The organism is Planococcus massiliensis (assembly GCF_000821325.1).
GTDB lineage: Bacteria > Bacillota > Bacilli > Bacillales_A > Planococcaceae > Planococcus > Planococcus ruber.
In genome coordinates this window covers 3,143,829-3,169,744 of sequence record NZ_CCXS01000001.1, presented here as the reverse complement: position 1 = coordinate 3,169,744, position 25,916 = coordinate 3,143,829, and the positions used below count along the sequence as shown (strand labels likewise).

General features: G+C 46.3%; 28 protein-coding genes and 1 other annotated feature. Of the genes, 17 read left to right on the top strand and 11 right to left on the bottom strand.

What is annotated here, in order from left to right; all coding sequences use genetic code 11:
* Window positions 1-115: 115 nt before the first annotated feature.
* Window positions 116-326, top strand: a binding site (T-box leader).
* Between the two features lie 75 nt (window positions 327-401).
* Together trpE and BN1080_RS15800 are read left to right on the top strand one after the other, a co-directional pair.
* Window positions 402-1,742, top strand: coding sequence for an anthranilate synthase component I (gene trpE / locus BN1080_RS15805; protein WP_052653675.1), 1,341 nt, complete (start codon window positions 402-404; stop codon window positions 1,740-1,742).
* On the top strand, window positions 1,739-2,329 hold the full coding sequence (locus BN1080_RS15800; protein WP_052653672.1) for an anthranilate synthase component II: 591 nt from the start codon (window positions 1,739-1,741) through the stop codon (window positions 2,327-2,329). The genes trpE and BN1080_RS15800 overlap by 4 nt, the downstream gene beginning before the upstream one ends.
* A gap of 60 nt (window positions 2,330-2,389) precedes the next feature.
* Here BN1080_RS15800 and BN1080_RS15795 read toward each other — a convergent pair whose 3' ends face one another.
* Window positions 2,390-3,244 (bottom strand): dimethylarginine dimethylaminohydrolase family protein, encoded by an 855-nt coding sequence (locus BN1080_RS15795; RefSeq protein WP_052653669.1) that lies wholly within the window; start codon window positions 3,242-3,244, stop codon window positions 2,390-2,392.
* Between the two features lie 145 nt (window positions 3,245-3,389).
* Here BN1080_RS15795 and BN1080_RS15790 point away from each other — a divergent pair, with 145 nt between their 5' ends.
* On the top strand, window positions 3,390-3,806 hold the full coding sequence (locus BN1080_RS15790; protein ID WP_052653666.1) for a GNAT family N-acetyltransferase: 417 nt from the start codon (window positions 3,390-3,392) through the stop codon (window positions 3,804-3,806).
* A 157-nt stretch (window positions 3,807-3,963) separates the two neighbouring features.
* Here BN1080_RS15790 and BN1080_RS15785 read toward each other — a convergent pair whose 3' ends face one another.
* On the bottom strand, window positions 3,964-4,341 hold the full coding sequence (locus BN1080_RS15785) for a nucleotide excision repair endonuclease (protein ID WP_052653663.1): 378 nt from the start codon (window positions 4,339-4,341) through the stop codon (window positions 3,964-3,966).
* An 82-nt stretch (window positions 4,342-4,423) separates the two neighbouring features.
* A complete protein-coding gene (locus tag BN1080_RS15780) occupies window positions 4,424-5,071 on the bottom strand; it encodes an SDR family oxidoreductase (protein WP_052653660.1) in 648 nt (215 codons plus the stop codon).
* A 128-nt stretch (window positions 5,072-5,199) separates the two neighbouring features.
* On the opposite strand from BN1080_RS15780, the gene BN1080_RS15775 reads away from it, so the two are divergent.
* Window positions 5,200-5,478, top strand: coding sequence for a DUF6509 family protein (locus BN1080_RS15775; RefSeq protein ID WP_052653657.1), 279 nt, complete (start codon window positions 5,200-5,202; stop codon window positions 5,476-5,478).
* 43 nt (window positions 5,479-5,521) lie between these two features.
* Here the strand turns inward: BN1080_RS15775 and BN1080_RS15770 are convergent, their stop codons facing one another.
* Complete coding sequence (locus BN1080_RS15770; protein ID WP_052653654.1) at window positions 5,522-6,250, bottom strand: SurA N-terminal domain-containing protein; 729 nt, start codon at window positions 6,248-6,250, stop codon at window positions 5,522-5,524.
* A 143-nt stretch (window positions 6,251-6,393) separates the two neighbouring features.
* Here BN1080_RS15770 and BN1080_RS15765 point away from each other — a divergent pair, with 143 nt between their 5' ends.
* The 5 genes from BN1080_RS15765 (at window position 6,394) to BN1080_RS15745 (ending at window position 10,657) form a co-directional block, all read left to right on the top strand.
* Complete coding sequence (locus BN1080_RS15765) at window positions 6,394-7,275, top strand: DMT family transporter (protein WP_052653651.1); 882 nt, start codon at window positions 6,394-6,396, stop codon at window positions 7,273-7,275.
* A 91-nt stretch (window positions 7,276-7,366) separates the two neighbouring features.
* Window positions 7,367-8,476, top strand: a complete 1,110-nt coding sequence (hisC, locus tag BN1080_RS15760; protein WP_052653648.1) for a histidinol-phosphate transaminase — start codon at window positions 7,367-7,369, stop codon at window positions 8,474-8,476.
* A 129-nt stretch (window positions 8,477-8,605) separates the two neighbouring features.
* Window positions 8,606-9,514 (top strand): NAD(P)/FAD-dependent oxidoreductase, encoded by a 909-nt coding sequence (locus tag BN1080_RS15755; RefSeq protein ID WP_052654691.1) that lies wholly within the window; start codon window positions 8,606-8,608, stop codon window positions 9,512-9,514.
* 289 nt (window positions 9,515-9,803) lie between these two features.
* Window positions 9,804-10,103 carry a hypothetical protein gene (locus BN1080_RS15750; protein ID WP_052653645.1) on the top strand — a complete coding sequence of 100 codons (300 nt, stop codon included), beginning with the start codon at window positions 9,804-9,806 and terminating at the stop codon, window positions 10,101-10,103.
* A 188-nt stretch (window positions 10,104-10,291) separates the two neighbouring features.
* Entirely contained in the window at window positions 10,292-10,657 is a 366-nt protein-coding gene (locus tag BN1080_RS15745) for a hypothetical protein (RefSeq protein ID WP_052653642.1), read from the top strand.
* Between the two features lie 45 nt (window positions 10,658-10,702).
* Here BN1080_RS15745 and BN1080_RS15740 read toward each other — a convergent pair whose 3' ends face one another.
* The 3 genes from BN1080_RS15740 to BN1080_RS15730 are packed head-to-tail and all read right to left on the bottom strand — an operon-like array spanning window position 10,703 to window position 13,119.
* The gene (locus BN1080_RS15740; RefSeq protein ID WP_052653639.1) at window positions 10,703-11,275 is read right to left on the bottom strand and encodes a 5' nucleotidase, NT5C type; all 573 of its coding nucleotides are present in this window, start codon (window positions 11,273-11,275) and stop codon (window positions 10,703-10,705) included.
* 4 nt (window positions 11,276-11,279) lie between these two features.
* The gene (gene ribD, locus BN1080_RS15735; RefSeq protein WP_052653636.1) at window positions 11,280-12,371 is read right to left on the bottom strand and encodes a bifunctional diaminohydroxyphosphoribosylaminopyrimidine deaminase/5-amino-6-(5-phosphoribosylamino)uracil reductase RibD; all 1,092 of its coding nucleotides are present in this window, start codon (window positions 12,369-12,371) and stop codon (window positions 11,280-11,282) included.
* The gene (locus BN1080_RS15730) at window positions 12,358-13,119 is read right to left on the bottom strand and encodes a GTP cyclohydrolase II (RefSeq protein ID WP_052653633.1); all 762 of its coding nucleotides are present in this window, start codon (window positions 13,117-13,119) and stop codon (window positions 12,358-12,360) included. The genes ribD and BN1080_RS15730 overlap by 14 nt, the downstream gene beginning before the upstream one ends.
* Window positions 13,120-13,396: 277 nt before the next feature.
* Here BN1080_RS15730 and BN1080_RS15725 point away from each other — a divergent pair, with 277 nt between their 5' ends.
* The 3 genes from BN1080_RS15725 (at window position 13,397) to BN1080_RS15715 (ending at window position 15,438) form a co-directional block, all read left to right on the top strand.
* On the top strand, window positions 13,397-13,894 hold the full coding sequence (locus tag BN1080_RS15725; RefSeq protein ID WP_052653630.1) for a ferritin: 498 nt from the start codon (window positions 13,397-13,399) through the stop codon (window positions 13,892-13,894).
* A 66-nt stretch (window positions 13,895-13,960) separates the two neighbouring features.
* Window positions 13,961-14,692, top strand: a complete 732-nt coding sequence (locus BN1080_RS15720) for an ABC transporter ATP-binding protein (RefSeq protein WP_052653627.1) — start codon at window positions 13,961-13,963, stop codon at window positions 14,690-14,692.
* Entirely contained in the window at window positions 14,689-15,438 is a 750-nt protein-coding gene (locus BN1080_RS15715) for an ABC transporter permease (RefSeq protein ID WP_052653624.1), read from the top strand. The genes BN1080_RS15720 and BN1080_RS15715 overlap by 4 nt, the downstream gene beginning before the upstream one ends.
* 45 nt (window positions 15,439-15,483) lie before the next feature.
* On the opposite strand, the gene BN1080_RS15710 is transcribed toward BN1080_RS15715, so the two are convergent.
* Window positions 15,484-16,542 carry a saccharopine dehydrogenase family protein gene (locus tag BN1080_RS15710; RefSeq protein WP_052653621.1) on the bottom strand — a complete coding sequence of 353 codons (1,059 nt, stop codon included), beginning with the start codon at window positions 16,540-16,542 and terminating at the stop codon, window positions 15,484-15,486.
* Window positions 16,543-16,618: 76 nt separating this feature from the next.
* Entirely contained in the window at window positions 16,619-17,446 is an 828-nt protein-coding gene (locus tag BN1080_RS15705; RefSeq protein ID WP_052653618.1) for an STAS domain-containing protein, read from the bottom strand.
* A 179-nt stretch (window positions 17,447-17,625) separates the two neighbouring features.
* Here BN1080_RS15705 and BN1080_RS15700 point away from each other — a divergent pair, with 179 nt between their 5' ends.
* From BN1080_RS15700 to coaW, 4 genes are all read left to right on the top strand, one after another.
* Complete coding sequence (locus tag BN1080_RS15700) at window positions 17,626-18,618, top strand: S8 family peptidase (protein WP_052653615.1); 993 nt, start codon at window positions 17,626-17,628, stop codon at window positions 18,616-18,618.
* A gap of 182 nt (window positions 18,619-18,800) precedes the next feature.
* Window positions 18,801-19,217 (top strand): DUF485 domain-containing protein, encoded by a 417-nt coding sequence (locus tag BN1080_RS17400; protein ID WP_234398980.1) that lies wholly within the window; start codon window positions 18,801-18,803, stop codon window positions 19,215-19,217.
* A complete protein-coding gene (locus tag BN1080_RS15690; protein WP_052653612.1) occupies window positions 19,214-20,749 on the top strand; it encodes a solute symporter family protein in 1,536 nt (511 codons plus the stop codon). The genes BN1080_RS17400 and BN1080_RS15690 overlap by 4 nt, the downstream gene beginning before the upstream one ends.
* Window positions 20,750-20,971: 222 nt before the next feature.
* The gene (gene coaW, locus BN1080_RS15680) at window positions 20,972-21,775 is read left to right on the top strand and encodes a type II pantothenate kinase (RefSeq protein WP_052653606.1); all 804 of its coding nucleotides are present in this window, start codon (window positions 20,972-20,974) and stop codon (window positions 21,773-21,775) included.
* A gap of 65 nt (window positions 21,776-21,840) precedes the next feature.
* Here coaW and BN1080_RS15675 read toward each other — a convergent pair whose 3' ends face one another.
* Window positions 21,841-22,401: a nitroreductase family protein gene (locus BN1080_RS15675; RefSeq protein ID WP_052653603.1), complete on the bottom strand. Its 561-nt coding sequence runs from the start codon at window positions 22,399-22,401 to the stop codon at window positions 21,841-21,843.
* Window positions 22,402-22,565: 164 nt separating this feature from the next.
* Here BN1080_RS15675 and BN1080_RS15670 point away from each other — a divergent pair, with 164 nt between their 5' ends.
* Window positions 22,566-23,963 (top strand): protoporphyrinogen oxidase, encoded by a 1,398-nt coding sequence (locus BN1080_RS15670; protein ID WP_052653600.1) that lies wholly within the window; start codon window positions 22,566-22,568, stop codon window positions 23,961-23,963.
* Window positions 23,964-24,069: 106 nt separating this feature from the next.
* Here the strand turns inward: BN1080_RS15670 and katA are convergent, their stop codons facing one another.
* Window positions 24,070-25,536 carry a catalase KatA gene (katA, locus tag BN1080_RS15665; protein ID WP_052653597.1) on the bottom strand — a complete coding sequence of 489 codons (1,467 nt, stop codon included), beginning with the start codon at window positions 25,534-25,536 and terminating at the stop codon, window positions 24,070-24,072.
* Window positions 25,537-25,916: the final 380 nt, after the last annotated feature.

Below are 25,916 nucleotides of genomic sequence, written 5' to 3'. Positions count from 1 at the left end.
GATGGTTGACATTGAAGAAAGAATTGCATACGATAGGAACAACCTTTTTGTACGGAAAATGGCAGAAGGTGCCGGGAGCGGCATCGCCTTAGTACAGTTGAGCTGAGAATAGCAGAGCAAATCGATGAATAAGAAGAGTAGCGCGTGATCTCCACTCAAAGAGAGCCAGTGGCAGGTGTAAACTGGTGTGGAACAGGTGTGAATGGACTTATGAGTGATTCCTTGAAATCGGAGTAAAGGGATCCGTCTCCCCGCGTTATAGGGGATCAAGTGAAAGCTGGATCAGCTTTAACATGAGGTGGCACCGCGGTTGAACCGTCCTCTGCAGGGAGTTTATTTCCTGCAGGGGTTTTTTTATGGTTTAAACGCGCTGTCTTTTAACTTAGAGGAGATGAGCAGAGATGAAAACCAAGAAAATGGACGCCGATTCGCTGACGCCGATCATGGTGTTCAACCGGCTGAAAGGGCCAAGAAAATGCCTGCTTGAAAGTTCTTTGAAAACGAGCCTTACGGGCCGCTATTCGTTTATCGGGGCAGACCCTTCCAAAACGTTTATCGGACATGGAGAACAATTGATAGAGCGGGATTTCAGAACAGGGAAAACCATTCACCGAGCCGGGAAGCCGCTGGAATTATTAAAAGAACTTTTGCCTGTCCGCAAAGCGGAATTGGAAGGCATCCCATTTACCGGCGGAGCGCTCGGCTATATCGGCTACGATGCCATACAAGCTTATGAACCGATAGAAGCAGCCAAGGAAAACAGTTTGGAGATGCCGGATATCCATCTGCATTTATATGAAACCATTATCGTCTTCGACCACGTGAAAAATGATGTCACAATTATTTCGTTTGAAAACAAAATCGAAGAAGTGGAACAGCAATTGCTCGCGCCAAAAACCGAAGAGGCAAGAGAAACACAAGCGCCCTTAGCTTTCGCCTCAAAAACGGACGCGGCTGCATTCCGCGCGCAAGTGGCGAAAGCGAAAGAACATATCCGCCGCGGCGATGTTTTTCAATTGATCTTATCACAGAGGTTATCGGCTGCATATGAAGGCAGCGCCTTCGACTTGTACCGCAAATTGCGGAAGCAAAATCCGTCGCCGTACCAATTCTATATCGACTTTGAGGACTACGGGGTAGTAGGAGCTTCTCCCGAAAGTCTGCTGACCATTCGCGGCGGCCAGATGGTGACCAATCCGATCGCCGGCACAAGAAGGCGCGGCCGGACAGAAGAGGAAGATCAGCTGCTCGCTGAAGAACTGGCAAACGATGAAAAAGAGCGCGCAGAGCATCAGATGCTCGTCGACCTCAGCCGCAACGATGTCGGCCGGGTCGCAGCCATCGGTTCAGTGAAGATTCCAAAATACATGGCGATTGAAAAATACCAGCACGTGATGCATATTGTTTCAGAAGTGACCGGCAACTTGAACGAAGCGATGCACCCGCTGGATGCCTTGGTGTCTTGCCTGCCTGCTGGGACGGTTTCCGGAGCTCCGAAAGTGCGTGCCATGCAATTGATCCAGCAGTACGAAGAAGAGCGCCGGGGTGTTTACGGAGGGGCTATCGGCTATATCGGTTTTAATGGCAATTTGGATGTGGCGCTTGCCATCCGGACGTTTGTCATCAAAGACCGGTTCGTCCATGTACAGGCAGGGGCCGGCATCGTCTATGATTCGGATCCGCAAGCCGAGTATGAAGAGACGCTTCATAAAGCACGTTCGCTTACGGAGGTGTTCGGATGATTTTATTGATCGATCATTATGATTCCTTCACGTACAATATTTTTCAGGCGGCAGCGGAGCTGGGAAAAGAAATCCAAGTGGTCCGCTACGGTGTGCTGACGGTGGATGAAATCGTCGCGCTTCAGCCGGAAGCCATCATTTTATCTCCTGGTCCGGGGCATCCGGAAGAGTTGCCGGAATCGCTTCAGTTGATTGAAGCGGTTCATGCATCCATTCCACTGCTTGGAATTTGCCTGGGCCATCAATTGATCGGCACAGCGTTTGGCGGCAAAGTCGTTCAAGCACCGGAAATCCGGCATGGCAAAGTTTCGATGGTCACTCACCAGCAGCAAGGCGCTTTTGCCGGGCTCCCGACACCGCTGCCGGTTATGCGCTATCATTCACTTGCCATTGAAGAGAGTTCGCTGCCGGATTGTTTTGACGTTCAGGCCATTGCCGAAGATGACGGCACGATCATGGCGGTGAAGCACCGGGATTATCCGGTATATGGTTTTCAGTTTCATCCGGAATCCATTGGGACGCCGGAAGGAAAGCAATTGCTAGAAGGATTTTTGGCGGCTGCAAAAAAACAGGCAGCCCTGAAATAAAAAAGGAAATCCCCGGTTTTGGCCGGGGATTTCCTTTTTTGGATGGAAGGGTTCGCAAGTTTATTTTCTCGTGATGGGCATCGTGCAGCAGCGGAACGCGCCGCCCGATTTGATGATTTCCGAAAAGTCGATTTCGATGACTTCAAAGCCATGAGCTTTCAGCTGTCGATTGACGTCTTTGTTTTGAGGCTGGCTGAATACGCGTCTGTTGCCGATGGATAGCACATTCGTCCCGAGAGCAAATTGTTCCTTGGCATTGACGGAAAGAAGCGTGTAGCGTTTTGCCAGCATTTCAACCGTTTCCGGGTCCAATGCTTCCTCGAAGATCAGGGCTTCGGTTGGCGAAAGGATGTTGAACACACAGTCCAAGTGCAAGTATTTGTCATTGAACGAAATCGGAATGACGTTGAAGTTTGGAAGCTTCTCTTGCAGTTCGCGGACTGCATTATTTGACGTGCGGCTGCTGATGCCGATGTAGAGGGTGTCGCCGTCGATAATGACATCGCCTCCTTCTACCCGGTTGCTGCCAAGCGTTGTCGAACGGATCTGCTCAGTCTCAAGCCAGTCTTGCAGGACGCATTCTTCTCCTTGGCGGATAGAAGAAGCCATTTCCCCGATAAATACAGTATCGCCTACCGTGAACCCGATATCGCGGGTGAAGACTTGTTCCGGATATTCCTTGGAAGGGTCAAGCAATGCTGTTTCCACGCCTTGCTCCTTTAAGGCTTTGACGAATTGCCGGTGCTGCTCCATCGCAATCGCTGCATCAATATTTTCTTCTTGATATCGCTTTTGGACATCGTTGATGACTTCTTTTATTTCCATGTAATTAGGCGGGCAAAGCAAGACGTAGCGCAGCGGATCGTATTCGCTTCGGCACCAGGCTGATGGAATTTCTTTTGCATATGATGACATAAAAGTTCCTCCAAAAAACGTAGTTAGTAATTCACTATTCCCTGTATCAAATGAGGTTGAAACCTGGTGAAAAGGTGCAAGAAGGAAAGGCGGATGGGATAATGGGGAAGAAAATGCATAAAAATAAATGCGAGGGAGATGCGGCATGAGGATTGTTCAGCAGAAAATAAAAGAAGACCGCGAATTTATTCGGCAGAAAGTCATTGAACACAACATGGCGAGTGTGCCGGATGAAATCAAATCGCCAATAGATGAAGTGAGCTTTATCGCGCGCAGCGATAGCGGAGAGATCATCGGCGGGATTACCGGAACCGGCTTTTGGCAGCATATGCACATCGATTTTTTATGGGTCGACGAAAGTGTGCGCGGACAGCGGATAGCAGCACAATTAATGAAGCAAATGGAGGAATATGCACGCCAGGCAGGCTGCCGTTTGATGGTGGTGGATACGTTCAGTTTTCAAGCTCCGGGCTTTTATAAAAAACAAGGTTTTACCCAATTTGGCGTACTCGAGGACCATCCGGCGGGGCACAGCCACCATTATTTTGAAAAGCGGCTGTAAGGTGGAGAGGGCGGCAACGTGCAAATGTATGTAAATCTTCCTTGCCGCATATAAATTCACTAAAGCGGTGTTAAAAATTATTTTAATTAATTTTGTGTAAATAGATGCAAGCAGAAAAAAGCCCGGCGGGATGAATTCATCCCGCCGGGCTTTCCCGTCAGTCTTTGTAAAAGACTTTATCCACATTGTATTTTGCTTGAAGCGCATTGATCAAATACGTTTCGTAAATTTCGCGCTCCATTGGATCTTCCACGATAGAAACCGTGATGCGGTAAACTTCCTCGCGGTGGTTTTTCAAAGGTGACACATTGTCTTCAAAATGCTTTTTCACACGCTGGCGAAGTTTGCGGGCTTTGCCGACAAACAGCAATTCGCCGCTGTGGTTGAAGAACTGGATGATGCCGCCTTTATCGCGCGGGATTTCATGCAAATCGATAAAACCATAAAGCGGTTTTATGATAGCTTCGTCTCCGGTAACTTCCTGTTTGCGCTGTGTAATGGTCACATCCGCTTTTGGGGGTTGAATATTAATCATTATTATCACGTCCTCTAATTATCGTATGGTTTATCGTACCATAATTAGGCGCGGAAATCTATCCGCCCTTAAAGGCAGGAGATTATAAGGAATCTAATTCAGAAGCGGTCGAGTTGCCCCCTTGCAGCACTTCAAAGGTTTTGTGGTAAGTATTCGGGCGGTCCAGAACATTGACTAACACGCTCGCTACATCCGCTCGCGGAATCGAACGGCCTTCCATAGAAGTAAAGCCGGAAGTTGAAACTTCAATGTTTTCCGTTTTGTCTTCATCCGACAAGGCACCCGGACGCACGATGGTATAGTCCAAACTTGTCGATTTTAATATTTCATCCGCTGCTCTTTTGGCAACGAGGTAAGGCTTCATTTCTTCGCCGCCTGCATCCGGATCATTCGTCCCCATGGAGCTGAGCTGTACAAAGCGTTTTACGCCGTTTTCTTCAGCGTATTGAGCCGCTTTCGCAGAACCCCATAAATCGATGGTCAAAGTTTTATCCGGGCCGGTCGAAGCGCCAGATCCTGCCGCGAAAATAACTGCGTCCACGTCGCTGAAAGCCTCACTGAAATCTTTTTCCAAATCAGCGAGCACGACTTTCTGTGCACCCAATTCTTTCAAATGGTCCACTTGTTCTTCTTTGCGGACCATGGCTACAGCTTCATGCTCTGACGCTGAAAGTTCTTTTACGATATTTCGTCCAACTTGTCCATTTGCACCAATGACTAATACTTTCATCTACTATTCCACTCCTTTATTTGTTTCGGTTGTACCTGTATTCCCGTTGTTATTCGATTTAAACAGATGGGTGAAAGGCTACCCAAATGCCTGTATAAAGGCTAGAATAAAAGAACGGAGGTGTTAACATGGAAATTACAAACTACAGCATTTCTCAAATAAAAGATCCGACAGGCATTATCGAGGGAGAGCGCTACGAATTCTTGCTTGATGTGGAAGTCGATGAAGATGATGAATTGTACACAGAAGGCGGCTTGGAGCTTCGCGTCATTCTCGCGGTAGAAGGGGAAGAAACACGCATTGCCTTTTACAATTTTATAGACAAATTGAGCCGGAATGTATTGGAATTCGCTCTTGAAGAAGACGAAGAAGCGGAAGTTCTGGCTTATTGCCAAGGAAAACTGTAAAAACAAAACCCTCCAGTTCAAAGTTGAACTGGAGGGTTTTGTTTTAGATTTTCACATCAATTTCAGCTTTTGCTTTTAACTCTTCAATCCGGTCATAGACCGCTTGCTGTGTGTTCTGCTGTTCGAGCGACTGGCGGATGGTCGGCTCCATTTCTTCGTAAGCCGGAGCTTCTTGTTCCGAAGAGGAAGCGAAGCCGTCGTATGCTTCTTTCACTTCTTCATCCGTCACTTCCCCTGCTTTTACTTCTTCCGCTACGTATTGTTCATAGACGATCTGATCGCGCAGCTGGCTTTCCATGTCCTCAAGGGTAAAACCAGTTCTTTCCAAAGCTTCGTTCATTGCCTCTTCGTCTTCAAATTGGCCTTTCAATGATTCAAGGCGTTCTTCAACTGCGGCGTCTTCCGCTTTATAGCCTTTTTCTTCCGCATCCTGCAAGATCAGTTTATTGCCGACGATAACGGTGATCGCCTGCTCTTTCACTAATTCTGCATTTTCCGGTTCTGACGCTTTTTTGCCATCGGCCGCCAGTGTCGTCTCCAATTGGCGCGCGACGCTATTATAGACATTTCCTAAAATTTCTTCTTCGTTAACGACAACCACTACGTCTTTTTCAGCGGGAAGATCCAGTTCGGTCTGCTGTTCTTCGGTTGCCTCTTCGGCAGATTTTGCAGCTTCATCTTCTTTTGGCTGGGCGTCTTCATTATCTGAGCATGCTCCCAATGTTAGCAATAAAAGAAATGGGGCTAATGCAAATTTCATTTTTTTAATCATTTGAAAATCTCCTCTATGTTTGTCTCGTTACAGTAAAACATATTTGCACGCTGGACACAAATAGTACCCTTGCCTCGTGCCAATAATGCCATTATTCTGTACAATAGAACGATAAAGGCAAATTGGCTACTGGAGGCTGCATGATGGGAAAATACGCAAATCGGGCAACCGGCCTGCTGGTTTTATTGGTATTTATCTGGGGAATCAGTTGGTCCATTTATAAGGCAGCGCTCGATTTTACGCCCCCGATCCTTTTTGCCGGCGCCCGCTCGCTGATTGGCGGACTGTTATTGGCGCTGGTCTTGCTGCCGGTTTGGAAACGAATCAAATGGCGGGGAAACTGGACATCCTATGCCATCTCTGCTTTGTTGAATGCCGTTCTATTTTATGGCTTGCAGACAGCAGGCCTTAACTACCTGCCGGGTGGATTGTTTTCAGTCCTCGTTTATTTCCAGCCGGTGCTGATCGGTATTTTTGCCTGGATTTGGTTGGGGGAGAAAATGACCGCTTTCAAAATAACGGGCCTACTGCTGGGATTCCTCGGCATCCTGGTCATCAGTGCGGACAGTTTATCCGGAACTTTGTCCGTCACCGGCATTATCCTCGGCCTGTTTGCAGCGCTTAGCTGGGCACTGGGTGTTATTTATGTGAAAAAAGTCAGTTCACGGGTGGATTCAATGTGGATGGTCGCTCTGCAATTCATCATTGGCGGCACCGTTTTGGTCGTTGCCGGAAGCTTTACAGAAAATTGGGCGGATATTACTTGGAATACTACCTATCTCTTCGGACTCGGCTTTGGTTCGACATTCGGCATCCCGATTGCTTTCGTTATCTATTTCCACTTGATGAATAACGGAGAAGCAAGCAAAGTCGCAGCATTCACTTTTTTAGTGCCTTTGATTGCGGTGCTGACAGGCACAGTCTTTTTGCATGAAGCCGTAACCGCTACCTTGGCAATTGGTTTGATATTGATCGTTTTGAGCATTTACCTCGTCAATCATCGAACCAAATATCAACGGATATGAAGTAAGAGAGCTGCATTGATTTGCCGAGCGCCAGTGGTATAATTATAGCTATATACAAATAAACATACATAAAAATGTTGGAGGAATCGATATGATAAACCCCGTTACAATTAAAGCGCGCAAAACTTTAGAGACGATTCAACCTTACTCTCCAGGAAAACCGATTTGGGAAGTCCAGAAAGAGTTGGGATTGGATCGTGTGATCAAATTGGCTTCAAACGAAAATCCGCTTGGACCGTCTCCGAAAGCTGTAGAAGCCATCCAAACGGGGTTGGCTGAATTGAACCGCTATCCGGATGCGGATGCAACCGCTTTGAAGGGGGCCATTGCAGCCCGCTACGAGGTGGCTCCGTCGCAAGTCATCACTACGAATGGCGCAGATGAATTGATCACGTTGATTTCGGAAGCGTTTCTTGAACAAGGGGATGAAATTATCGTGCCATCGCCTTCCTTCAGCGAATACGATTTCGGCGCACATATTATGGGAGCAGCTGTTGTGCCGGTGCCATTTGCTGCCGGTTTCGAATACGATGTGGATGCATTGATCGCTGCTGTAACTGAAAAAACGAAAATCATCTATATTTGTTCGCCGAATAACCCGACAGGAACGTATATGCAAAAAGCGGACATCGAAAAACTGCTCAATGCCGTTAAAGACGTGCTCGTTGTCATTGATGCAGCGTACAGCCACTTCGCGGAAGCTGTAGATTACACAGACGGCATCGAGTATATCAATGCAGGCTATCCAGTGGTTGCCTTGCAGACATTCTCTAAAATCTATGGCATTGCCGGGGTACGGGTCGGATTTGGAATCGCACCGGAAGCGATTGTGCAATCCATCCTAAAAGTGAAAGAGCCGTTTAACGTCAACACACTCGCCCAAATCGCAGCTACGGCAGCGATTTCAGACAAAGAACATGTGGAAGCCTCCCAAACAGCCAATCAAGCAGGGCGCAAACAGCTTTACCAAGCGTTTGATGAACTAGGGTTGGCATATACGCCAAGTATGGCGAACTTTGTTTTGGTGAATGTAGGTCCTAACGGAGAAACGCTTTACAAGGAATTGATGGCCAATGGCGTCATTGTACGATACGGAAAAACATGGGGCTTGCCGGAGTACATCCGTGTTTCAGTGGGAACAAAAGAAGAAAACGAATTCTTCATTGAAGTCTTGGCAGGCTTATTAGCTAAACAAATATAAATCTAGAAATCGCCGCTTCCGTTTTGGGAGCGGTTTTTATATGGTCCGGATAAAGCAGCCATCCTTTGTTTATCAGCTTAGCTAAGGGGGAAACTCTATGATTAAACTGACTTGCAAAGGATGGATGGCATGATATATGATTGCGCAATTATTGGAGGCGGACCTGCTGGGCTAAATGCAGCTTTGGTTCTTGGACGGTCTCGCAGAAATACCCTTTTATTCGATGACGACCATGGCCGGAACCTGGTTACCCGTGAATCTCACGGCTTTATTACACGTGACGGCATCTGCCCGGAAGAATTTAAGAAACTGGGTCGCCAAGACATTGCCAAATACGATTCGGTGAAATTGAAAAACAGCCGGATCAAAGAAATCAAACGTGTGACGGAAACCCACTATGAATTGACGACGGAAGAAGGCGAGACTTTTCATAGCATCAAGATTATTCTGGCCACCGGATTGAAAGAACAGCTTCCGAATATTCCGGACATAGAGAAATTCTATGGCACGAGCCTCTTTAGCTGCCCGTATTGCGATGGCTGGGAATTGAAGGACCAGCCGCTCGCAGTCATTGCGGATAAGAGTGTTTTTGAATTGGCTAAAAAAGTCTATACGTGGAGCAAGGATTTGGTAGTTTTTACAAATGGAGAAGGGCGGCTTGACCTGGATGAAAAGGATAAGCTGATTGCCAAAGGCATCAAAGTAAGGGAAGAGATGATTGATGGCCTGGAAGGCGAAAATGGACAATTACGCAGCGTGAGGCTTGAAGACGGCACGCTCATTGACCGTACAGGAGGGTTTGTTACACCGCTTTGGACCCATGCCACAAATTTTGCCAAAGAACTAGGGTGCAAGCAAAATGAATATGGCGGCATTTTGACGGATGGCTATGGACGCACGAATGTTTGGAATGTCTATGCGGCAGGAGATGCATCGCTCATCGTGCCTTCCCAATTGGTGATTGCGGCAGGTGAAGGAAGCGCTGCAGCGATCGGGGTTAATGGCGATTTAACCAATGAATATTTCGACAGTGAATGAACTTGTAACGTTTCCCTATTCTCTCCAGTCTTGCTGCGTAAGAAGCAAGACTGGAGAAAATAACCGTCTATCTAGCTTTGCTTATGCTGATACCAGGCTGTGGAACGTCAGAGGAAAATCCGAAGGGACTTCAAGGCAGCAAAGAGGCAAGAGAGCGAGGAAAAATTTGAGATTGAAATTGCGGATAAGTGATTGGTTCAAAGCTTGTGTGCTTTTCAACCGAATCTTTTGCGTAAACCTGGTGTTATGCGGTAAACTTTCCGTACAGAATGCTAGGAGGCGAGCCGAAATGGATCAATCGAATGTTTTATCGACCATTACGTATATCGACACCGAACGGTCCATTGAAGCGGGGGAAATGAAAATCACCCAATCGGAATACACCATCCATCTTTTTGAAGATCACCTCGTCGCTTCAACTACAAAATTCAGCTTGGACAATGTCTGGGATATTTCCTATAAATCATTTTCAGAAGAAGCCAATCTCCTTTATTTGCATACCCATAGAGGAGTTGTCACGTATAAAGTTTTTGAGAATCCGATAAAGTTTGTCCGGACCTTCAAAAAAATAAAAAATGAAAATTACTGAGAAGCGGCGAAGAAGCCGCCTCTTTTTTTACAGCCGAAACCTCTTAGAAAACAGCATTTGCCGATGATGAAAAACAGAATTTGTGCTAAAATTTAGAAAAAAGGGTGGGCGAGTGGAAGGTGAGCAGTTCGCAGATTGCTTTGCCTGAATGATGGTTGAAAATTGCCTGAGGAAGGGAGCCATGCCAGATGAACGCAGTGATCGAAATTGCCGACCAATGGACAGACCGGGTGAATGCGAAAGATATTGAAGGGGTGCTGAAACTTTCAGCAACGAATGTCGAAATCAGCGGGCCAAGAGGAACGGCTGCGGGGCACGATATGCTTGCGCAATGGGTGGAAAACTCGGGCATTCAATTGCAGACGCTCTCTCGCTACATCAGAGATGGAAAAGTGATTTACGAACAAAAAGCTTCTTGGGAAAATGAGAACGGAGAAGTCATTCTCTATTCCTTTTTTTTAGTAAAAGAGGGCAAAGTCACGCAAATAGCACGCTTTGATTTACTGGACGATGCATTCGGCGCCAGTGGGATGAGTGAAGAAGACTTGGTCTAATGAATAAAGAAAAGGCTGGCCATCAAAATTCAATGGCCAGCTTTTTTAGCTTGTTTTGCTTTTGACAAGATGATAAAACTCCGACCAATCGGTTAAGCGGAGCCCTTCCACATGCCGATTATATGATTGGTCGCGAATGATGACATTTAAAGAGTCCCCGGACAAGGTATCGATCACCGCAGGCTTGTCGTCGAAATAATAATCCAACTCAAGATTCTGGATGATTTCAAATTTCTCCTGATCTTTCATGCCGCAGTAGAAATGGCCGTCTTTCACAGGAAAGCCTTGGCTTTTCAGCCAGTTTTTCGTTCCTTCGCCGTGTGCGGCGCCACGTGCTGTAATATAGAAGATTTCATGGCCTTCCCGGTCCAGCTGCTGCAAAATTTCCACGGCGCCTGGATAAACCGGGCAGTCCGCGTAATACAGTTCTTCAAGTGAACTATTCCACATTTTGCTGCCTTCTTCATCACTCAAATCAAACAATTCATGAATTTCCACGCGGTTCAGCTGGTCGAACAATTCCCGGCCGACTTCACGCCCTAATTTCTGTTGATAGAGCTGGAATGCATAGCCGCGCAAATCGATTAAAGTATCATCAATATCGAATCCGAATTTCATTTCTTTATCTCCTCACTGGATAAGCTGTAAATTTAAAGTCTTTGCCGACTTTCGTGAATTCGCCTTCTTCCAAGTCGATGGCATCTTTCATCAAGTCAAAACCGCTTCCTTCCAAAAACGTCGGGGCGTTTTTGCCGCCGACTAATTTAGGGGCAAAGTACAACACTACTTTGTCGATCAATCCCTGTTCTAAAAAGGAAGCATTGACTGTGCCGCCGCCTTCGATGAACAGCGAGGAAACCGAATGCTCACCGAGAATCCGCAAGACGTCTTGAATATCGACTTTCGTTTCGCCGCTTGTTTCAAAAACGCGGATGCCGCGTTCTTCTAGCTGCCGTTTTTTATTTACATCCACTTGTTGTGCCGTGAAAATCCACGTATCGGCCAAAGAATCGGTGACAAGCTTTGCTTCTAGCGGAATGCGCAGTTTGGAGTCCAAAACAATGCGCAAAGGATTGCGGCCATTCGGAATGCGCGCAGTCAATTCGGGATCATCTTCAATGACCGTGCCGACTCCGACAAGAATCGCCTGGTTTTCGCTGCGCAATTTATGTACGTCATAACGCGCTTCTTCGGAAGTGATCCATTTGCTGTCGAGTTGATGCGTAGCAATTTTTCCGTCTAACGTAGAAGCGGCCTTTAAAATGACGAACGGGCGCTGATCCACGATGAATTTATTAAAGACTTCGTTCATTTTGCGGGACTCTTCCTCGCGTATGCCAACGACCACTTCGATGCCTGCATCTTCCAGCATTTTTACCCCGTTCCCGGACACGACAGGATTGGGATCCAATGTGGCAACCACGGCTTTTTTCAAGCCGGCGTTGATGATCGCTTCTGCGCAGGGTCCGGTACGGCCGTGGTGCGAACAAGGTTCCAGCGTGACATAAATGGTGCCGCCTTTTGCGGCTTCACCAGCCATCCGCAGGGCATGGATTTCCGCATGCGGTTCGCCGGCTTTAAGATGTGCGCCAACACCGATGATGCGCCCATTATTGACAATGACAGATCCGACGAGCGGATTCGGGTAGGTCTGGCCTCGCATCGAACGTGCATTATTCAGTGCTAAATCCATATAGAATTCATGGTTTGGCATGAACAGGGGCCTCCTCTTCTCTTAAATGGCCGGACCGATTGATTTTTGTCTGCAAGTATTTGGAGTTGTATTCTGATTTATCGCCCCAAAGTGCAGTGCGCCCAGCTAACGGCAATCCGGCGTTTTCAAGTGCATGAATCTTTTTCGGATTATTGGTCAGCAGCGTAACCGGTTTTGACCGAAGCGTTTTTAAGACAGCAATTGCGTCTTCGTAATTCCGTGAATCATCTACAAAGCCCAGGCTTTCATTGGCTTCGACGGTATCATAGCCGTTTTCTTGCAAGACATAAGCCATCGCTTTGCTGAAGAGGCCGATGCCGCGGCCCTCATGATTGGCCAAATAGAACAAGGCGCCAGAACCGTGGTCGACAATTCGCTTCATGGACTGCTTTAACTGGAAGCCGCAATCACAGCGCTTGCTTCCGAAAATATCGCCGGTATGGCAAATCGAATGCATGCGGATCAATGCGTCTTCACTGTTTTCGAAATCGCCGTAGACCAGTACGCTTGATTGCTGGTATTCAGCGAGATTGGAAGAAGACAGTTTTTCAATGATGCTCTCATAATCATTTGTCACTTCATCGTGCTTTAACCAGCAATACCACTGGAAGATAACGGTTTCTTCATATAAGTTAACCGGCAGGCGGATCGGTCCCACCAGATAGATGGCCCCTTCATCGGATTCAATCATTTGTATCTTGTCTTTTAATACTGAAAAAACTTTTGGTTCTAGTTTTGTAGAAGTCATGGTGCTTCCCCCTCTTGAATTACTTAATCAAACTTGTATCGTTATCATACAACAATTGGTTACTTAAAGTAAGTGAAAAGCTTTAAAATCAGATAGATTAAATTAATAATATCTTTAAATAATAATAATTCTTATCTGGAGTGTTTAGAATATGATTTTAAATGATTATCATTATCATTTATACTATTCTATTCTCATTTGTTTTGCAATGATTTGGGGGATGTGTTATATTATCTACATTAGAATGATTCTAAATAAGGAAAAGGAGGATGATTACATGTTGCCGTCAAAACTAGTGTTAGCGTTAAATGACCAATTCAACAACGAGCTGCAGGCGTCTCATTCATATACCGCAATGGCCGCTTATTTCTCGAAAAAAGGGTATCATGGATTTGCCAACTTCTATTTAGTGCAAGCGAAGGAAGAACATTTTCATGCCATGAAATTCTACGAGTATTTGGTGACAATGGATGAAAAGCCGATGCTTCAATCATTAAGCGAACCGAAAAACCATTATGTAAGTGCTATGGATGTCCTGGAAAGTTCATTGGCGCAGGAAAAAGAAGTAACGAGCAATATCTATGCGCTTGTCACACTGGCCGACGAATTGCAGGAACATGCCACGCTTTCTTTCCTGGACTGGTTCATTGAAGAACAGATGGAAGAAGAAAAAATGTTCCGGGATATGATTGCCCGCATGAAGCATATTGAAGAAGGCGGAGAATACTTCCTTAAGATGGATGATGAATTCGCTGAACGTAAATTAGAAGGCTAAAGTGATTCCAAAACAGCACACCGCTGACTGTGTGCTGTTTTATTTTTTGAAAAGAGGAGTGGGAACATGGCGATCGAGTATAAACCAGCGATCCATTTTAAGCATGTAGATTATTCCATTGGGAACTTGACTATTCTAAAAGACATCACCGGTTCTTTTCCGGCCGGCAAAATTACCACCTTGGTAGGCCCATCGGGTGCCGGGAAAACGACTTTGCTAAAATTATGCAATGGCTTATTGTCGCCGGATTCCGGCGATATCTATATCAATGGCACTTCCATTCAACAATATGAACCTGTTGAGCTCCGCCGTATGGTCGGCATTGCTTTGCAAAGTGCGCCGATGATTGACGGCTCCGTCTATGACAATTTGGCTTTGCCGCTGGCATTGAAAAATGAAAAATTAGATGAAAGCTGGGCTTTTAGCTTATTGGAAGATGTCGGTCTTGGAAAAGAACTTCTAAAAAGGAACGTTAAAGATTTATCGGGCGGGCAGCGCCAAAAAGTATCGATTGCCCGGACTTTGGTGAATCGCCCCGAAATTCTATTGCTGGATGAAATTACTTCTTCTTTAGACCGGACTTCACTGAAGGAAATCGAAGAATTGATTGTAAAAATCAATCAAAAATACAAAACAGCGATTGTTTGGATTACCCACAATCTGCAACAAGCCTTGGAAATCGGTGATTTCACATGGGTCATGATGGAAGGGGAAGTAGTGGAAACCGGGGAAAGTGAATTGCTGGAAGACCCGCATAATGAAAAAGTCCAAGTCTTTGTGAAGGGGGAAGTTGGATGACTTATTTGACCTTATCGATCACCCTTATTTTTGTCGTCATTCCCTTGATCCTCTCCAAGACATTAAATTTAGGATTAGAGAAAGACACCATCATTGCTACTCTCCGTTCAATTGTACAATTGTTGGCTGTCGGATTTATCCTGAAATTCGTTTTTGATTCGGAGAGTTTGCTCTATATTTTCTTGATGGTCACGTTGATGATTGCGGCGGCGACGCACAATGCGCAGAAGAAAGGTGCCGCGATTAAAGGCATTACATGGAAAATAGCGGTGACGCTCGTATTTGTAGAAGTCCTTACGCAAAGCATTCTGCTCGGCTTCAAAATTACACCGCCCACTGCCCAATACATTATTTCCATCAGCGGCATGGTGATTGGGAACTCGATGGTGCTGTCCATCCTTTTCTTAAATCGTTTTACCTCAGAAGTGGAAGCGCATCAAGATCAAACGGAACTGATTTTATCGCTTGGCGGCACGCCGAAACAAGCAATTCATAAACAATTGATCCAATCGATCAAAGCCAGCATGATTCCGACCATCGAAAGCCAGAAAACCGTTGGGCTCGTGCAATTGCCCGGTATGATGAGCGGGCAGATCATTGCCGGTGCAGATCCGATCCAAGCGGTGCAATTTCAATTGCTGATCATGTTCCTGTTGCTCACCACTGCAGCGGTTACGAGCGTCCTGCTGGGCTTCTTGTCTTATCCAACCTTATTCAATCAACGGATGCAATTTCTGAAGAACTAAAAAAGCTTGCCTTCAAAGAGGCAAGCTTTTTTTGCAGGTAGTTAATTAAGGATAGAAGGTGTCGATTTCAAAAGTTCCGGAGCCGGGAAGTTCTTCGACAAGGCTCGAGCCGAAGAGCATTGAGGGCGTATAGCTGCCTCCTGTAAACTTTCCAGCCAGCAAACGGCTGACGCATTCCAAGGCGCCGTAAACGGTTAAATCGTATACATTAGCTGTCTGAAGGCGGGCGACTTTCCTCAAGCCTTCCGCATTTTGGGCTTCTCCCCATATAAACGCGGGGGAGTTGGAGCGAAGTTCTTCATCCGGTCCGCTTACGCGTTCATCGACCCACCGCTTCAGCGTTTTTTGAACCGCAGCGGATGATAAAACAGGGCGCAGGCCGCTGAGAAAGCGAGCCCCGGCTGCTGCCGGACGAGGGACGGGCGTCCAAGCAGAAATGTTTTGAATGCCGGTTGTGTAGTAAGCGGTTGAAACGTCTCCCCAAGGGATGCCCATGGAAGAACGCGGCCCTCGCCCGTAGTCGATGGTCCGTCGCTGGCTTCCGAGAGGCACAGGCGTCAGCTCTCCGTTGTTGCGGACGGTGCTGCCCGAGCCCAAACCTTCGATCATCGTTTTATAGGTGCCTCTGGAAATCCCCGAGTTCGAATCGAAGCCAAGAGCCAACGAAACGGCCTCGGGCATGAGCTCTTTTAATTTTAAAGCGGTGCAGTCGGTTGGAATAACATCGAAACCGACGCCGGAACAAAGAATAATTCCTTTTTGTTTCGCTTCTTCCGTTAAGGCATGGGTTTGTTCAAAGACGTCGATTTCACCGGTGATATCCAAATAATGCGCCCCGGCAGAAAGACAGGCTTCCATCATCGGTTGGCTGGTTTTGCTGAAAGGGCCAGCGCAGTGGAGGACGAGCGAAATGTCGGCCAGCTGGTCCGGCGCATGTGCATCCAAAGGAAAAGTGCGCATCTCAAGACCTAATTCATCTGCAAGCGGCTCGAGTTTTTGTGCGTTGCGGCCTGCCAAAATCGGTGAAAGGCCTCTCTTAGCTGCTTCGCGTGCAATCAACTCCCCTGTAAAGCCATAAGCTCCATACAAAAGCCATTTCTCCATTCTTTCCACTCCTTTATAGGTTAAAACTTACAACCATTCTGACGTCAAAAGGGAGGGAAATCCAGTGAGCCCTCTTTTAAATCTTCAATTTATTCATCTCTTCGAGAGCTTGCCTTACGGTTGCATAGCTTCGGATGGCAGAAAGATTCACGCCTTCCTGAATCATTGCTTGTGCGATTTGGGGGCGGATCCCGGTAGAAACGACCGCAATTCCCAATAGCTTCAGCATACTGGAGACTTTAAGCAACTGGTCAGCCACCTGGTTATCAATCATAAGGATGCCCGAAAAATCGACGATCAGCGTTTCGATATGCAGAGAAGGAATTTTCGGCACAATATGTTCCACGAGGTATTGTGCCCGTTCCTGATCGATTAACCCGATTAACGGGAGGACAGCAATGCCTTCTTGAATAGAGACGATCGGAGCGGAAAGTTCATTGATCTGTCGGCGGTTGGCGGCAAACTTTTCTTCGGTCAGCCGTTCAAATGCAAAAATAGCTTCATTCAAGCTGAGGTCCAATAAATAATTAAAGCGTTTCATTAAATTGATCATTTCGAGCGGCGGCAATTGGTAAGCCATCGACACAGCGGTTAAATGATCGATGAAAATGGAACGGGTGGATGGATAGCGGACAATCACAGTGGAAATCGGCTGGCCGAGAGCTGCCTGAAGCTCGCCATTTTTTTTGCTCCACTTGATTAATTCGGTATGTACATTTTCTTCAGTCTTTAACAAGGAATTGCCAAGAAATTGGAGAAACTCGGTGTAGACAATTTTCGCCTGGTTGATTTCCTGCAGAGAAACAGAGTGAGGAAAAGTAGGCACAATGTCATCAACAATTGTGTTAGATAAGGATTGAGCATTTTCTTTCAAATGCTTGGCCACGTTTAGGATGGATTCCATACGATTCACACTCCACTAATATATTCAATCTTTCTTATTCCATTATATACATGTAATAGGAAAAATTTAAAAATGAATGAATATTTCCTTTTACAGCCAGATATAAAGAGTTTGACAATTGGGAACATTCGTTCTATTATTCAAGTTACATATATCCACTTCATGGGGAGGCGAAACAAATGGAAAAAATTCACCTGATACCATACCGGATTGAAGACATCACTTCTGCTGTACCGCAAATACCGGAAGGCGTCAGAATGATACAGGCACCCGAAGTGTGGGGACAGGCGGCATACGGAAGAGGCAATGTCATTGCTGTTTTGGATACAGGCTGCCAAGTGGACCATCCGGATTTGAAAGAGCGGATTATTGATGGCCGAAATTTTACAAGCGACTTTGGCGGAGATCCGGCCAATTTTGATGACAATAATGGACATGGCACCCATGTGGCGGGAACAGCTGCTGCTTCGTTGAAGGAAGGCGGAGGCATTGCGGGGGTTGCCCCAAACGCCGATTTACTGATTCTTAAAGTGTTGACTGGAAGTGGCAGTGGAGAATATGCCGGCATTATTGACGGCATCCACTATGCCGTCGATTGGAGAGGGCCAAAAGGTGAGCGGACGAGTGTGATTTCGATGTCTCTCGGCGGCCCTGAAGATATTCCTGAATTGTATGAAGCGGTAAAACGGGCAGTGGATGCGGGGATTCCGGTAGTCTGCGCTGCCGGAAATGAAGGAGATGACAGCCCTCAAACGGATGAATTTGCTTATCCTGGGGCCTACGGGGAAGTAATCCAAGTGGGGGCGGTAGATTTCAGCCGCAAAATAGCGCCTTTTAGCAATACCAACAACGAAATTGACTTGGTGGCTCCGGGCATGAATATTTATTCGGCTTACCCCGGGGGGAAGTATGCAAGCCTGTCGGGAACTTCGATGGCGACGCCTCATGTGTCCGGAGCTTTGGCGCTGATCAAGAATATTGCAGAAAAGCAATTCCAGCGGGAGTTGACGGAAGCGGAACTATACGCTCAATTGGTCAGAAGAACCGTGTCTCTTGGCTATCCGAAAACAGCGGAAGGAAACGGTTTGCTCGCCCTCGACATCTTGCAGAAAGACGAGCGTTTATTGGAGCTCTTCAATTCCTCTGCTGCGAAGAAATCTACGGAAGAATAATCAATAAAAAGAAACCTCGGAAGAGCCGGCTAGTCGGCAGCTTCTGAGGTTTTTATTTCGTCTGAAGAGAAAAATTTTCTGATATTACCACATTTTGTATGACGGTGGTTGACTTGGATGTTTATGGATGTTTTAATTATTTTTAGATTCAGAAAAATTAAAATTTTAAAGGGGTGTTGTATTTGTCAAAACCAATTGCAGAAACCAATGCAGAACTTGCGCGTTCAAAGGGGAGCAGCAAAGTGAAAGGCGGCAGTACCGTTTCTGATACAAGAGCAGCAGGACATGTCCTGGACTTTTTAGCCATTGAATCTTCAGCAGGGTTTAAAGAATTAATGAAAAAGAAAAAGGCATTTTTAATTCCCACAACGATACTCTTTTTAGGACTTTATCTCTTATTTAATTTTATTATTTCGTATTCCAGCATTCTCGAAGCATCTTTTATTGGGGACATTTCCTGGGTATGGGTATTCGCCTTCAGCTTGTTTGCCATGACGTGGATTCTTGTAACCGTATACATGAAGCGGGCAGAAAAGTTTGACAAGATGGCTCAAGACACGTTAAAAGATTTTAACTATGACAAGGAGGAAAATCGATGAATGCGACCGTAATTGTTATTTTCTTAGTCATCGTTGCGATGACCCTTGTCATTACGTATTACGCGGCGAAACGAACCAATTCGACAAGCGATTTTTACACGGCTGGTGGAGGGTTGACCGGCTGGCAAAACGGAATGGCCATTGCAGGCGACTATTTGTCAGCAGCCTCCTTCCTGGGGATTGCGGGTTCCATTGCTTTGTTCGGATTTGATGGCTTCCTTTTCTCCATCGGCTATTTGGTTGCTTATCTTGTCGTTTTGTTTATCGTAGCCGAACCTCTTCGCAATTTAGGGAAGTATACATTAGCCGATATGATCAATGCGCGATTTAATGCAAAAAAAGTTCGGGGAGCGGCCGCATTGAGCTCCATAACCATTGTCATTTTCTACATGATTGCCCAGTTGGTAGGGGCGGGCGCATTGATCCAGCTGCTTTTCGGGATTGACTACTTATGGGCTGTGCTTTTGGTTGGTTTCATGATGACCATTTACGTCCTATTTGGAGGCATGACAGCGACAAGCTGGGTTCAGATCATTAAAGCCGTTCTTTTAATGGTGGGTACCGTTATTCTTTCTTTCCTGGTGCTGCAGCGCTTTGATTTCAGCATCCTGGAAATGTTTGCCCAAGTGAAAACAGCTACGCCGCATGGTGAAGCATTCTTGAATCCGGGCGTGAAATACACGATTCCGTTGGATACGATCTCGCTTATGTTGGCGCTTGTTCTCGGAACAGCCGGCTTGCCGCATATTTTGATGCGTTTCTTTACGGTGCGTGATGCGAAAACGGCAAGAAGCTCGGTTATGTGGGCGACTTGGATTGTCGGCATTTTCTACGTAATGACCATTTTCCTTGGATTCGGCGCTGCCGCATTCGTAGGTTCCCAGAAAATTATCAGCACGAATGCCGCCGGGAACATGGCAGCTCCGCTCCTTGCCCAGGCGCTTGGTGGAGACATTTTGATGTCCTTTATCTCAGCCGTGGCATTTGCAACGATCTTGGCTGTAGTAGCAGGGCTTGTGTTGACAGGAGCTTCCGCTTTTGCCCATGACATTTATGGCCAAATCATCAAGAAAGGGAAGGCCTCTGAAAGAGAGCAGATGCTGGCTGCACGATACGCATCTGTGGGCGTATCTGTGTTCTCAATCCTGTTGGCGATTTTCGCTCAAAACCTGAACGTAGCGTTCTTGGTATCGTTGGCATTCTGTATCGCAGCGAGTGCCAATTTGCCGGTTATCATCTATACGATTTTCTGGAAGAAATTCAACACGACAGGGGCTATTTCGGCTATTTTAACCGGTTTGATTTCAGCGTTAATCCTGGTATCGATCAGCCCAAGCGTAATGAATCCGGAAGCTGGCGCAGCGATTATCACCGGTACACCGATCTTCCCGCTGACCAACCCGGCAATCATTTCTATTCCGCTTGGCTTTATCGGCGGGGTTGTCGGTACATTGCTTTCGAAGGAAAGCGATATCAAGAAATATGCTGAAGTGAAGGTCCGCGCCAATACAGGCGGATTCAGACAGCTGTAAAAGAGAAAATTGAAAAGTGAGCCGCCTTCTATCCGATAAGAAGGCGGCTCTTATTTTATGGAGAGAAAATGGAGCCGGGCGAAGCCAACTTTTCTATTCGGCTCGCTTTGGAGCCGCCCGTCTTCAATCTCGTGGAAAACTGCACCAAATCTTAAAAGATTATGGTAGAATTTCATCGTGTGCAATTAAAGACAGCTGGTATTCAGAAAGAGCAGGTGCAAAATGATTATCGGAATAGATGCGGGAGGTACGCTAATTAAAATTGCGTACACCGAAAATGGCCAACTACAATTTAAGAAATCCCCGATAGCCGATATAGAAGGAGTGGCGAAATGGGTGAATGGCCTAGGCGATTGCGAAATTTGCCTGACAGGCGGAAAATCAGGCGTACTGCGTTCACTGCTGACTAAACAAGCAAAGGAAATCGTTGAATTTGAAGCGACTCACCGCGGTGTGCAGTTTTTGCTCAGCAAAATGGGACGGAGTGAAACGACTTATCTGGTCACCAATGTAGGGACGGGGACTTCGATTCATTGCATTCAAAACGACAGCCAAGAACGTTTAGGGGGCACGGGAGTCGGCGGCGGCACTTTAGTGGGCTTAAGCCATTTATTGACCGGGGTCAGCGATTACGAAGAAATCGTCCGGCTTGCAAGCAAGGGTTCACGTGAACGGATCGACTTAAAAGTAAAGCATATATATGAAGGAAAAGAACCGCCGATTTCCGGCGAACTGACAGCGAGCAACTTTGGAAATGACCTTTTTTCCATATCGGATGAATTGACGAAAGAAGAATTATTGGCAACGGTAATCGGACTTGTCGGTGAAACCGTCAGTACCGTCAGTGTGCAGGCTGCCCGCCAATGCGACAGTTCACTGGTCATCTATATCGGCTCTTCGTTCATCCATAATCCGCTACTGAAGGAAGTTGTCGAAAGCTACACAATTCTGCGCGGATCCACTCCGCTATTTTTGGAGAACGGGGAGTTCTCAGGAGCAGTCGGAGCGATGACCACTTTGCAGTAAAGGATGAAGCTATATGTAAAAAAACTCGTCTCTTCGGCCGGAATTCGGCGTCTGAGACGAGTTTTTTATTCGGAAATAATGGTCAGTTTTTCGCGGATATCGGTGCGTTCCCGTTTTTCAGGAACATGCTGCGGATAGCCGATCATCATCGTAGCGACAATTTTCTCTCCAGGCTGGACACCGATGGAATGGCGGAATATCGGATTGTAGATCCAATCGTTCGAGCGCCAAATCATGCCGATGCCCCGAGCCCAGGCTGCCAGTTGGAAGTTCTGCAGCAGGGAAGAAATCGCGCCGTAATCTTCATCCCAGCGTCTTTGGCGTGGATCTTCGGGCATGATCACAACAAGATGCAGCGGGATTTCACGGAAGTATTTTGCTTTGTTCAACACTTTTTGTGGTGTGACGCCGTCTTCTTTTGGCATGGCATCGATGTAGGCTTGGACGAATTTTTCTTTCCCTTCGCCAGCGTAAAGCTGGAAGCGCCACGGCTCGTTTATTGTATGGTTCGGCGCCCATTTGGCAATATTTAACAACTCGATAATTTCTTCTATATCGATTGGGTCGGATTTGAATTTTTTAATCGTTCGGCGTTCTATGATATTCTGGTCAATAGCATTCAACATCTTCATTCTCTCCTCTATGCGGTAATGTCTCTCTCATAATCAAACCAAAACTTTTGATGAAACGCAATCCAAAAAGAAAATCAAAGCGTAGTAAAACTGTCAAACTCTCTTCTGTTGAACCGGATATTTACTGATAAAATGGAATCACAAGGAGTGGATGAACCATGAAAACGGCTGCAATTATCGGCGGAGGCATTACGGGGCTTTCCGCTATGCATTATTTGCAAAAGTTAAAAGAGCAGCAAAACCTCGAGTTGAATCTTGTATTGATTGAGAAAGATGAGCTGCTCGGCGGTAAAATCAAAACAGCCAAAGATAAGGAATTCATCATGGAAACAGGAGCGGATTCAATTGTCGCGCGCCATGCAAGCGTCATGCCGCTTATTGAAGACCTGGGTTTGCAAGAACGCGTCGTCTATAATGGAACCGGCATTTCTTATTTATATGCGAACAATAAACTGCATGCCATTCCGGCCGATTCGGTTTTCGGGATTCCCATGAACAAAGAAGCATTGTTCAGTTCGACGCTCGTTTCAGAAGAAGGGAAGCAAGAAGCCCTCAAGGATTTTGAAACAGCCAATGAAACGTTTACGAAAGACAGTTCCATCGGTGAATTTTTGGAAGCTTTTCTCGGCAAAGAACTGGTCGAAAACCAAATTGCGCCGGTTTTGTCCGGCGTGTATTCCGGGGATTTGTACGAACTGACATTGGCGACGACTTTGCCGTATTTAGTCGATTATAAGAATAAGTATGGCAGCATCATCAAAGGGTTCGAAGCGAATGCAGCCCATTTCAAAGGAACGGCAAATAAGAAATTCATCTCGTTCGATGAAGGGATGTCGGTGCTGATCGACCGGTTAGAAGAAACATTGGCAGATGCCTCCATCGTAAAAGGCGTTCAGACGGAAAAAGTGGAAAAAACTCAAGTTGGCTATGAAGTGAAACTTGGCAATGGCGAAACGGTCAACGCGGATTATGTCGTGCTGGCAACGCCGCACCGGGCAGCACAATCTTTATTGGACGTCCCGGAATTAGACGAAGAGTTCGACCAACTTTTAACTTCCTCACTCGTGAGCGTGTATCTCGGCTTTGATTTGCCGGATGCGGATCTGCCGGCTGATGGCACCGGATTTATCGTCTCCCGGAACAGTGATCTTCTATGCAATGCTTGTACGTGGACGAGCCGGAAATGGGCGCATACTTCCCGGAAAGGCAACTTGCTTGTTCGGCTGTTTTATAAAAGTTCGAATCCTTCCTATGCACAGCTAAAAGATTTATCGGAACCGGAATTGGCTGGAGCGGCTTTATCTGACATTCGAAAAAGTTTAGGGATTGAAGCCAAGCCCGTATCGGTCGAAGTGACAGGGTGGAAGAACTTGATGCCGAATTATACGATGCAGCATAAGACGGCGGTGGCTGCCTTAGAAGATAAAATGGAAAAACTTGTACCGAACGTTAAGCTTGCTGGTGCTTCTTTCTACGGTGTGGGGATCGGTGCCTGCATTCAGAACGGCAAAGATTTGGCAGAAGAAATTATTGGAGAGTTATTAGCTGGAAAATAAATAAAACAGGAGAGCGGCCGTCGAAGCTGTTCTCTTTTTTGTTTGCGGGCAGGCTGCAAATAAAAAAGCGGCCACCCTTTAAAAAGGGTGGCCGCAAAAATTGGGTTTATTTTGTTTCAGTAAGGCCAGGAACTGGAAGCCCAAGTCCTTCTGCAACGCGTGTTCCAAATTCAGGATCCGCTTTGTACAAGTGGCCGATTTGGCGAAGTTTGATATCTTCTTTATCGACTGCACTCAAGCCGCCGACGAAAGTAGCAACAAGGCGCTCTTGCTCTTCCGGAGTTTGCAGGCGGTACAAGTCGCCCGGCTGAGTGTAGTGGTCTTCCTGGTAGTAAGGAACGGAATCGGTCATGCCTGAAACTTCAAGCGGTGCTGGTTTCGCAGCAGCAGTTTCAGTTGGGCCGCCGTAGCTGTTTGGCTCGTAGTAGACAGAACCGCCGCCGTTGTTGCCAAAGTTCATTTGGCCGTCGCGCTGGTAGTTGTTTACTTGGTTTTTCGCAGCGTTGATCGGAAGCATCTGGTGGTTAGCGCCTACGCGGTAACGGTGTGCATCATGGTAAGCGAACAAACGCCCTTGAAGCATTTTGTCCGGTGATACGTCGATACCAGGAACCAATGTGCCAGGTGAGAATGTTGCTTGCTCAACTTCAGCAAAATAGTTTTCCGGGTTGCGGTTAAGCACCATGCGTCCAACTTCGATTAGCGGATAGTCTTTATGAGACCATGTTTTCGTTACATCGAACGGGTCGAAGCGGTATGTGTTCGCATCTTCCAATGGCATGATTTGAACGTACATTTTCCAAGCAGGGAAGTCGCCTTCTTCGATTGCGTTGAACAGATCTTCTGTGTGGAAGTCTGGGTTTTCACCGGCAATTTTGTCCGCTACTTCTTGTGTGATGTTTTTGATGCCTTGTTCAGTCAGGAAGTGGTATTTCACCCAGTGGGATACGCCTTCAGCGTTTGTCCATTTGAATGTGTGGCTTCCGAAACCGTGCATGTGGCGAAGCGTCGCAGGGATTCCGCGGTCGCCCATCAAGTAAGTTACTTGGTGCAAGGATTCTGGAGATAATGACCAGAAGTCCCACACTGCGTTAGGGTTTTTCAAGTGCGTGCGTGGGTCGCGTTTTTGTGTATGGATGAAGTCAGGGAATTTGATCGCATCTTGGATAAAGAAGATCGGTGTGTTGTTTCCGACTAGATCGTAGTTTCCTTCTTCTGTATAGAATTTCAAAGCGAATCCGCGTGGGTCGCGAACGGTATCAGCAGATCCAAGTTCTCCAGCTACTGTAGAGAAACGTGCGAACATGTCTGTACGTTTGCCGACTTCAGAAAGGAAAGCCGCTTTTGTATATTTTGTTACATCTTGTGTGACTTCAAAGTATCCGTGGGCGCCGGCGCCTTTCGCATGGACAACACGCTCAGGAACACGTTCCCGGTTAAAATGCGCTAATTTTTCAAGAAGATGAACATCTTGAAGCAATACTGGTCCGCGTTGGCCAGCTGTCTGTGAATTCTGGTTGTCGCCAACCGGGGCTCCCCAGCTAGTCGTTAGAGTTCTTTTCTCTGTACTCATCTTTCGAACACCTCATTCTCATTATTATGTAAAACATTACACTTTTAATGATAACATTTTTTAAATTAAAATCAAACCTTAATAATAATCATTATAAATAAAGGGGGATTGATTCTGCTTCTATTGAATAGAATTGAAAAAATCTTTGCAGTTTCTCAATTACAAAACTTAAGAATAAAATGCATCCATTTATTTGAACAAACGTTTGAAAATTAAACGAAAAGGTAAAAATCCATTGCATTTCAAAATGAAAGGCGCTAATATTTATCATAAGGTAAGAATTTTCTGACAAATTAACGGCTGTTTTTTGTTAAATCAAGGTTTCATTTCTGAAAAAATGAAAACCCTTACAAAATTAAATCATGGCTTTATTCATTCAA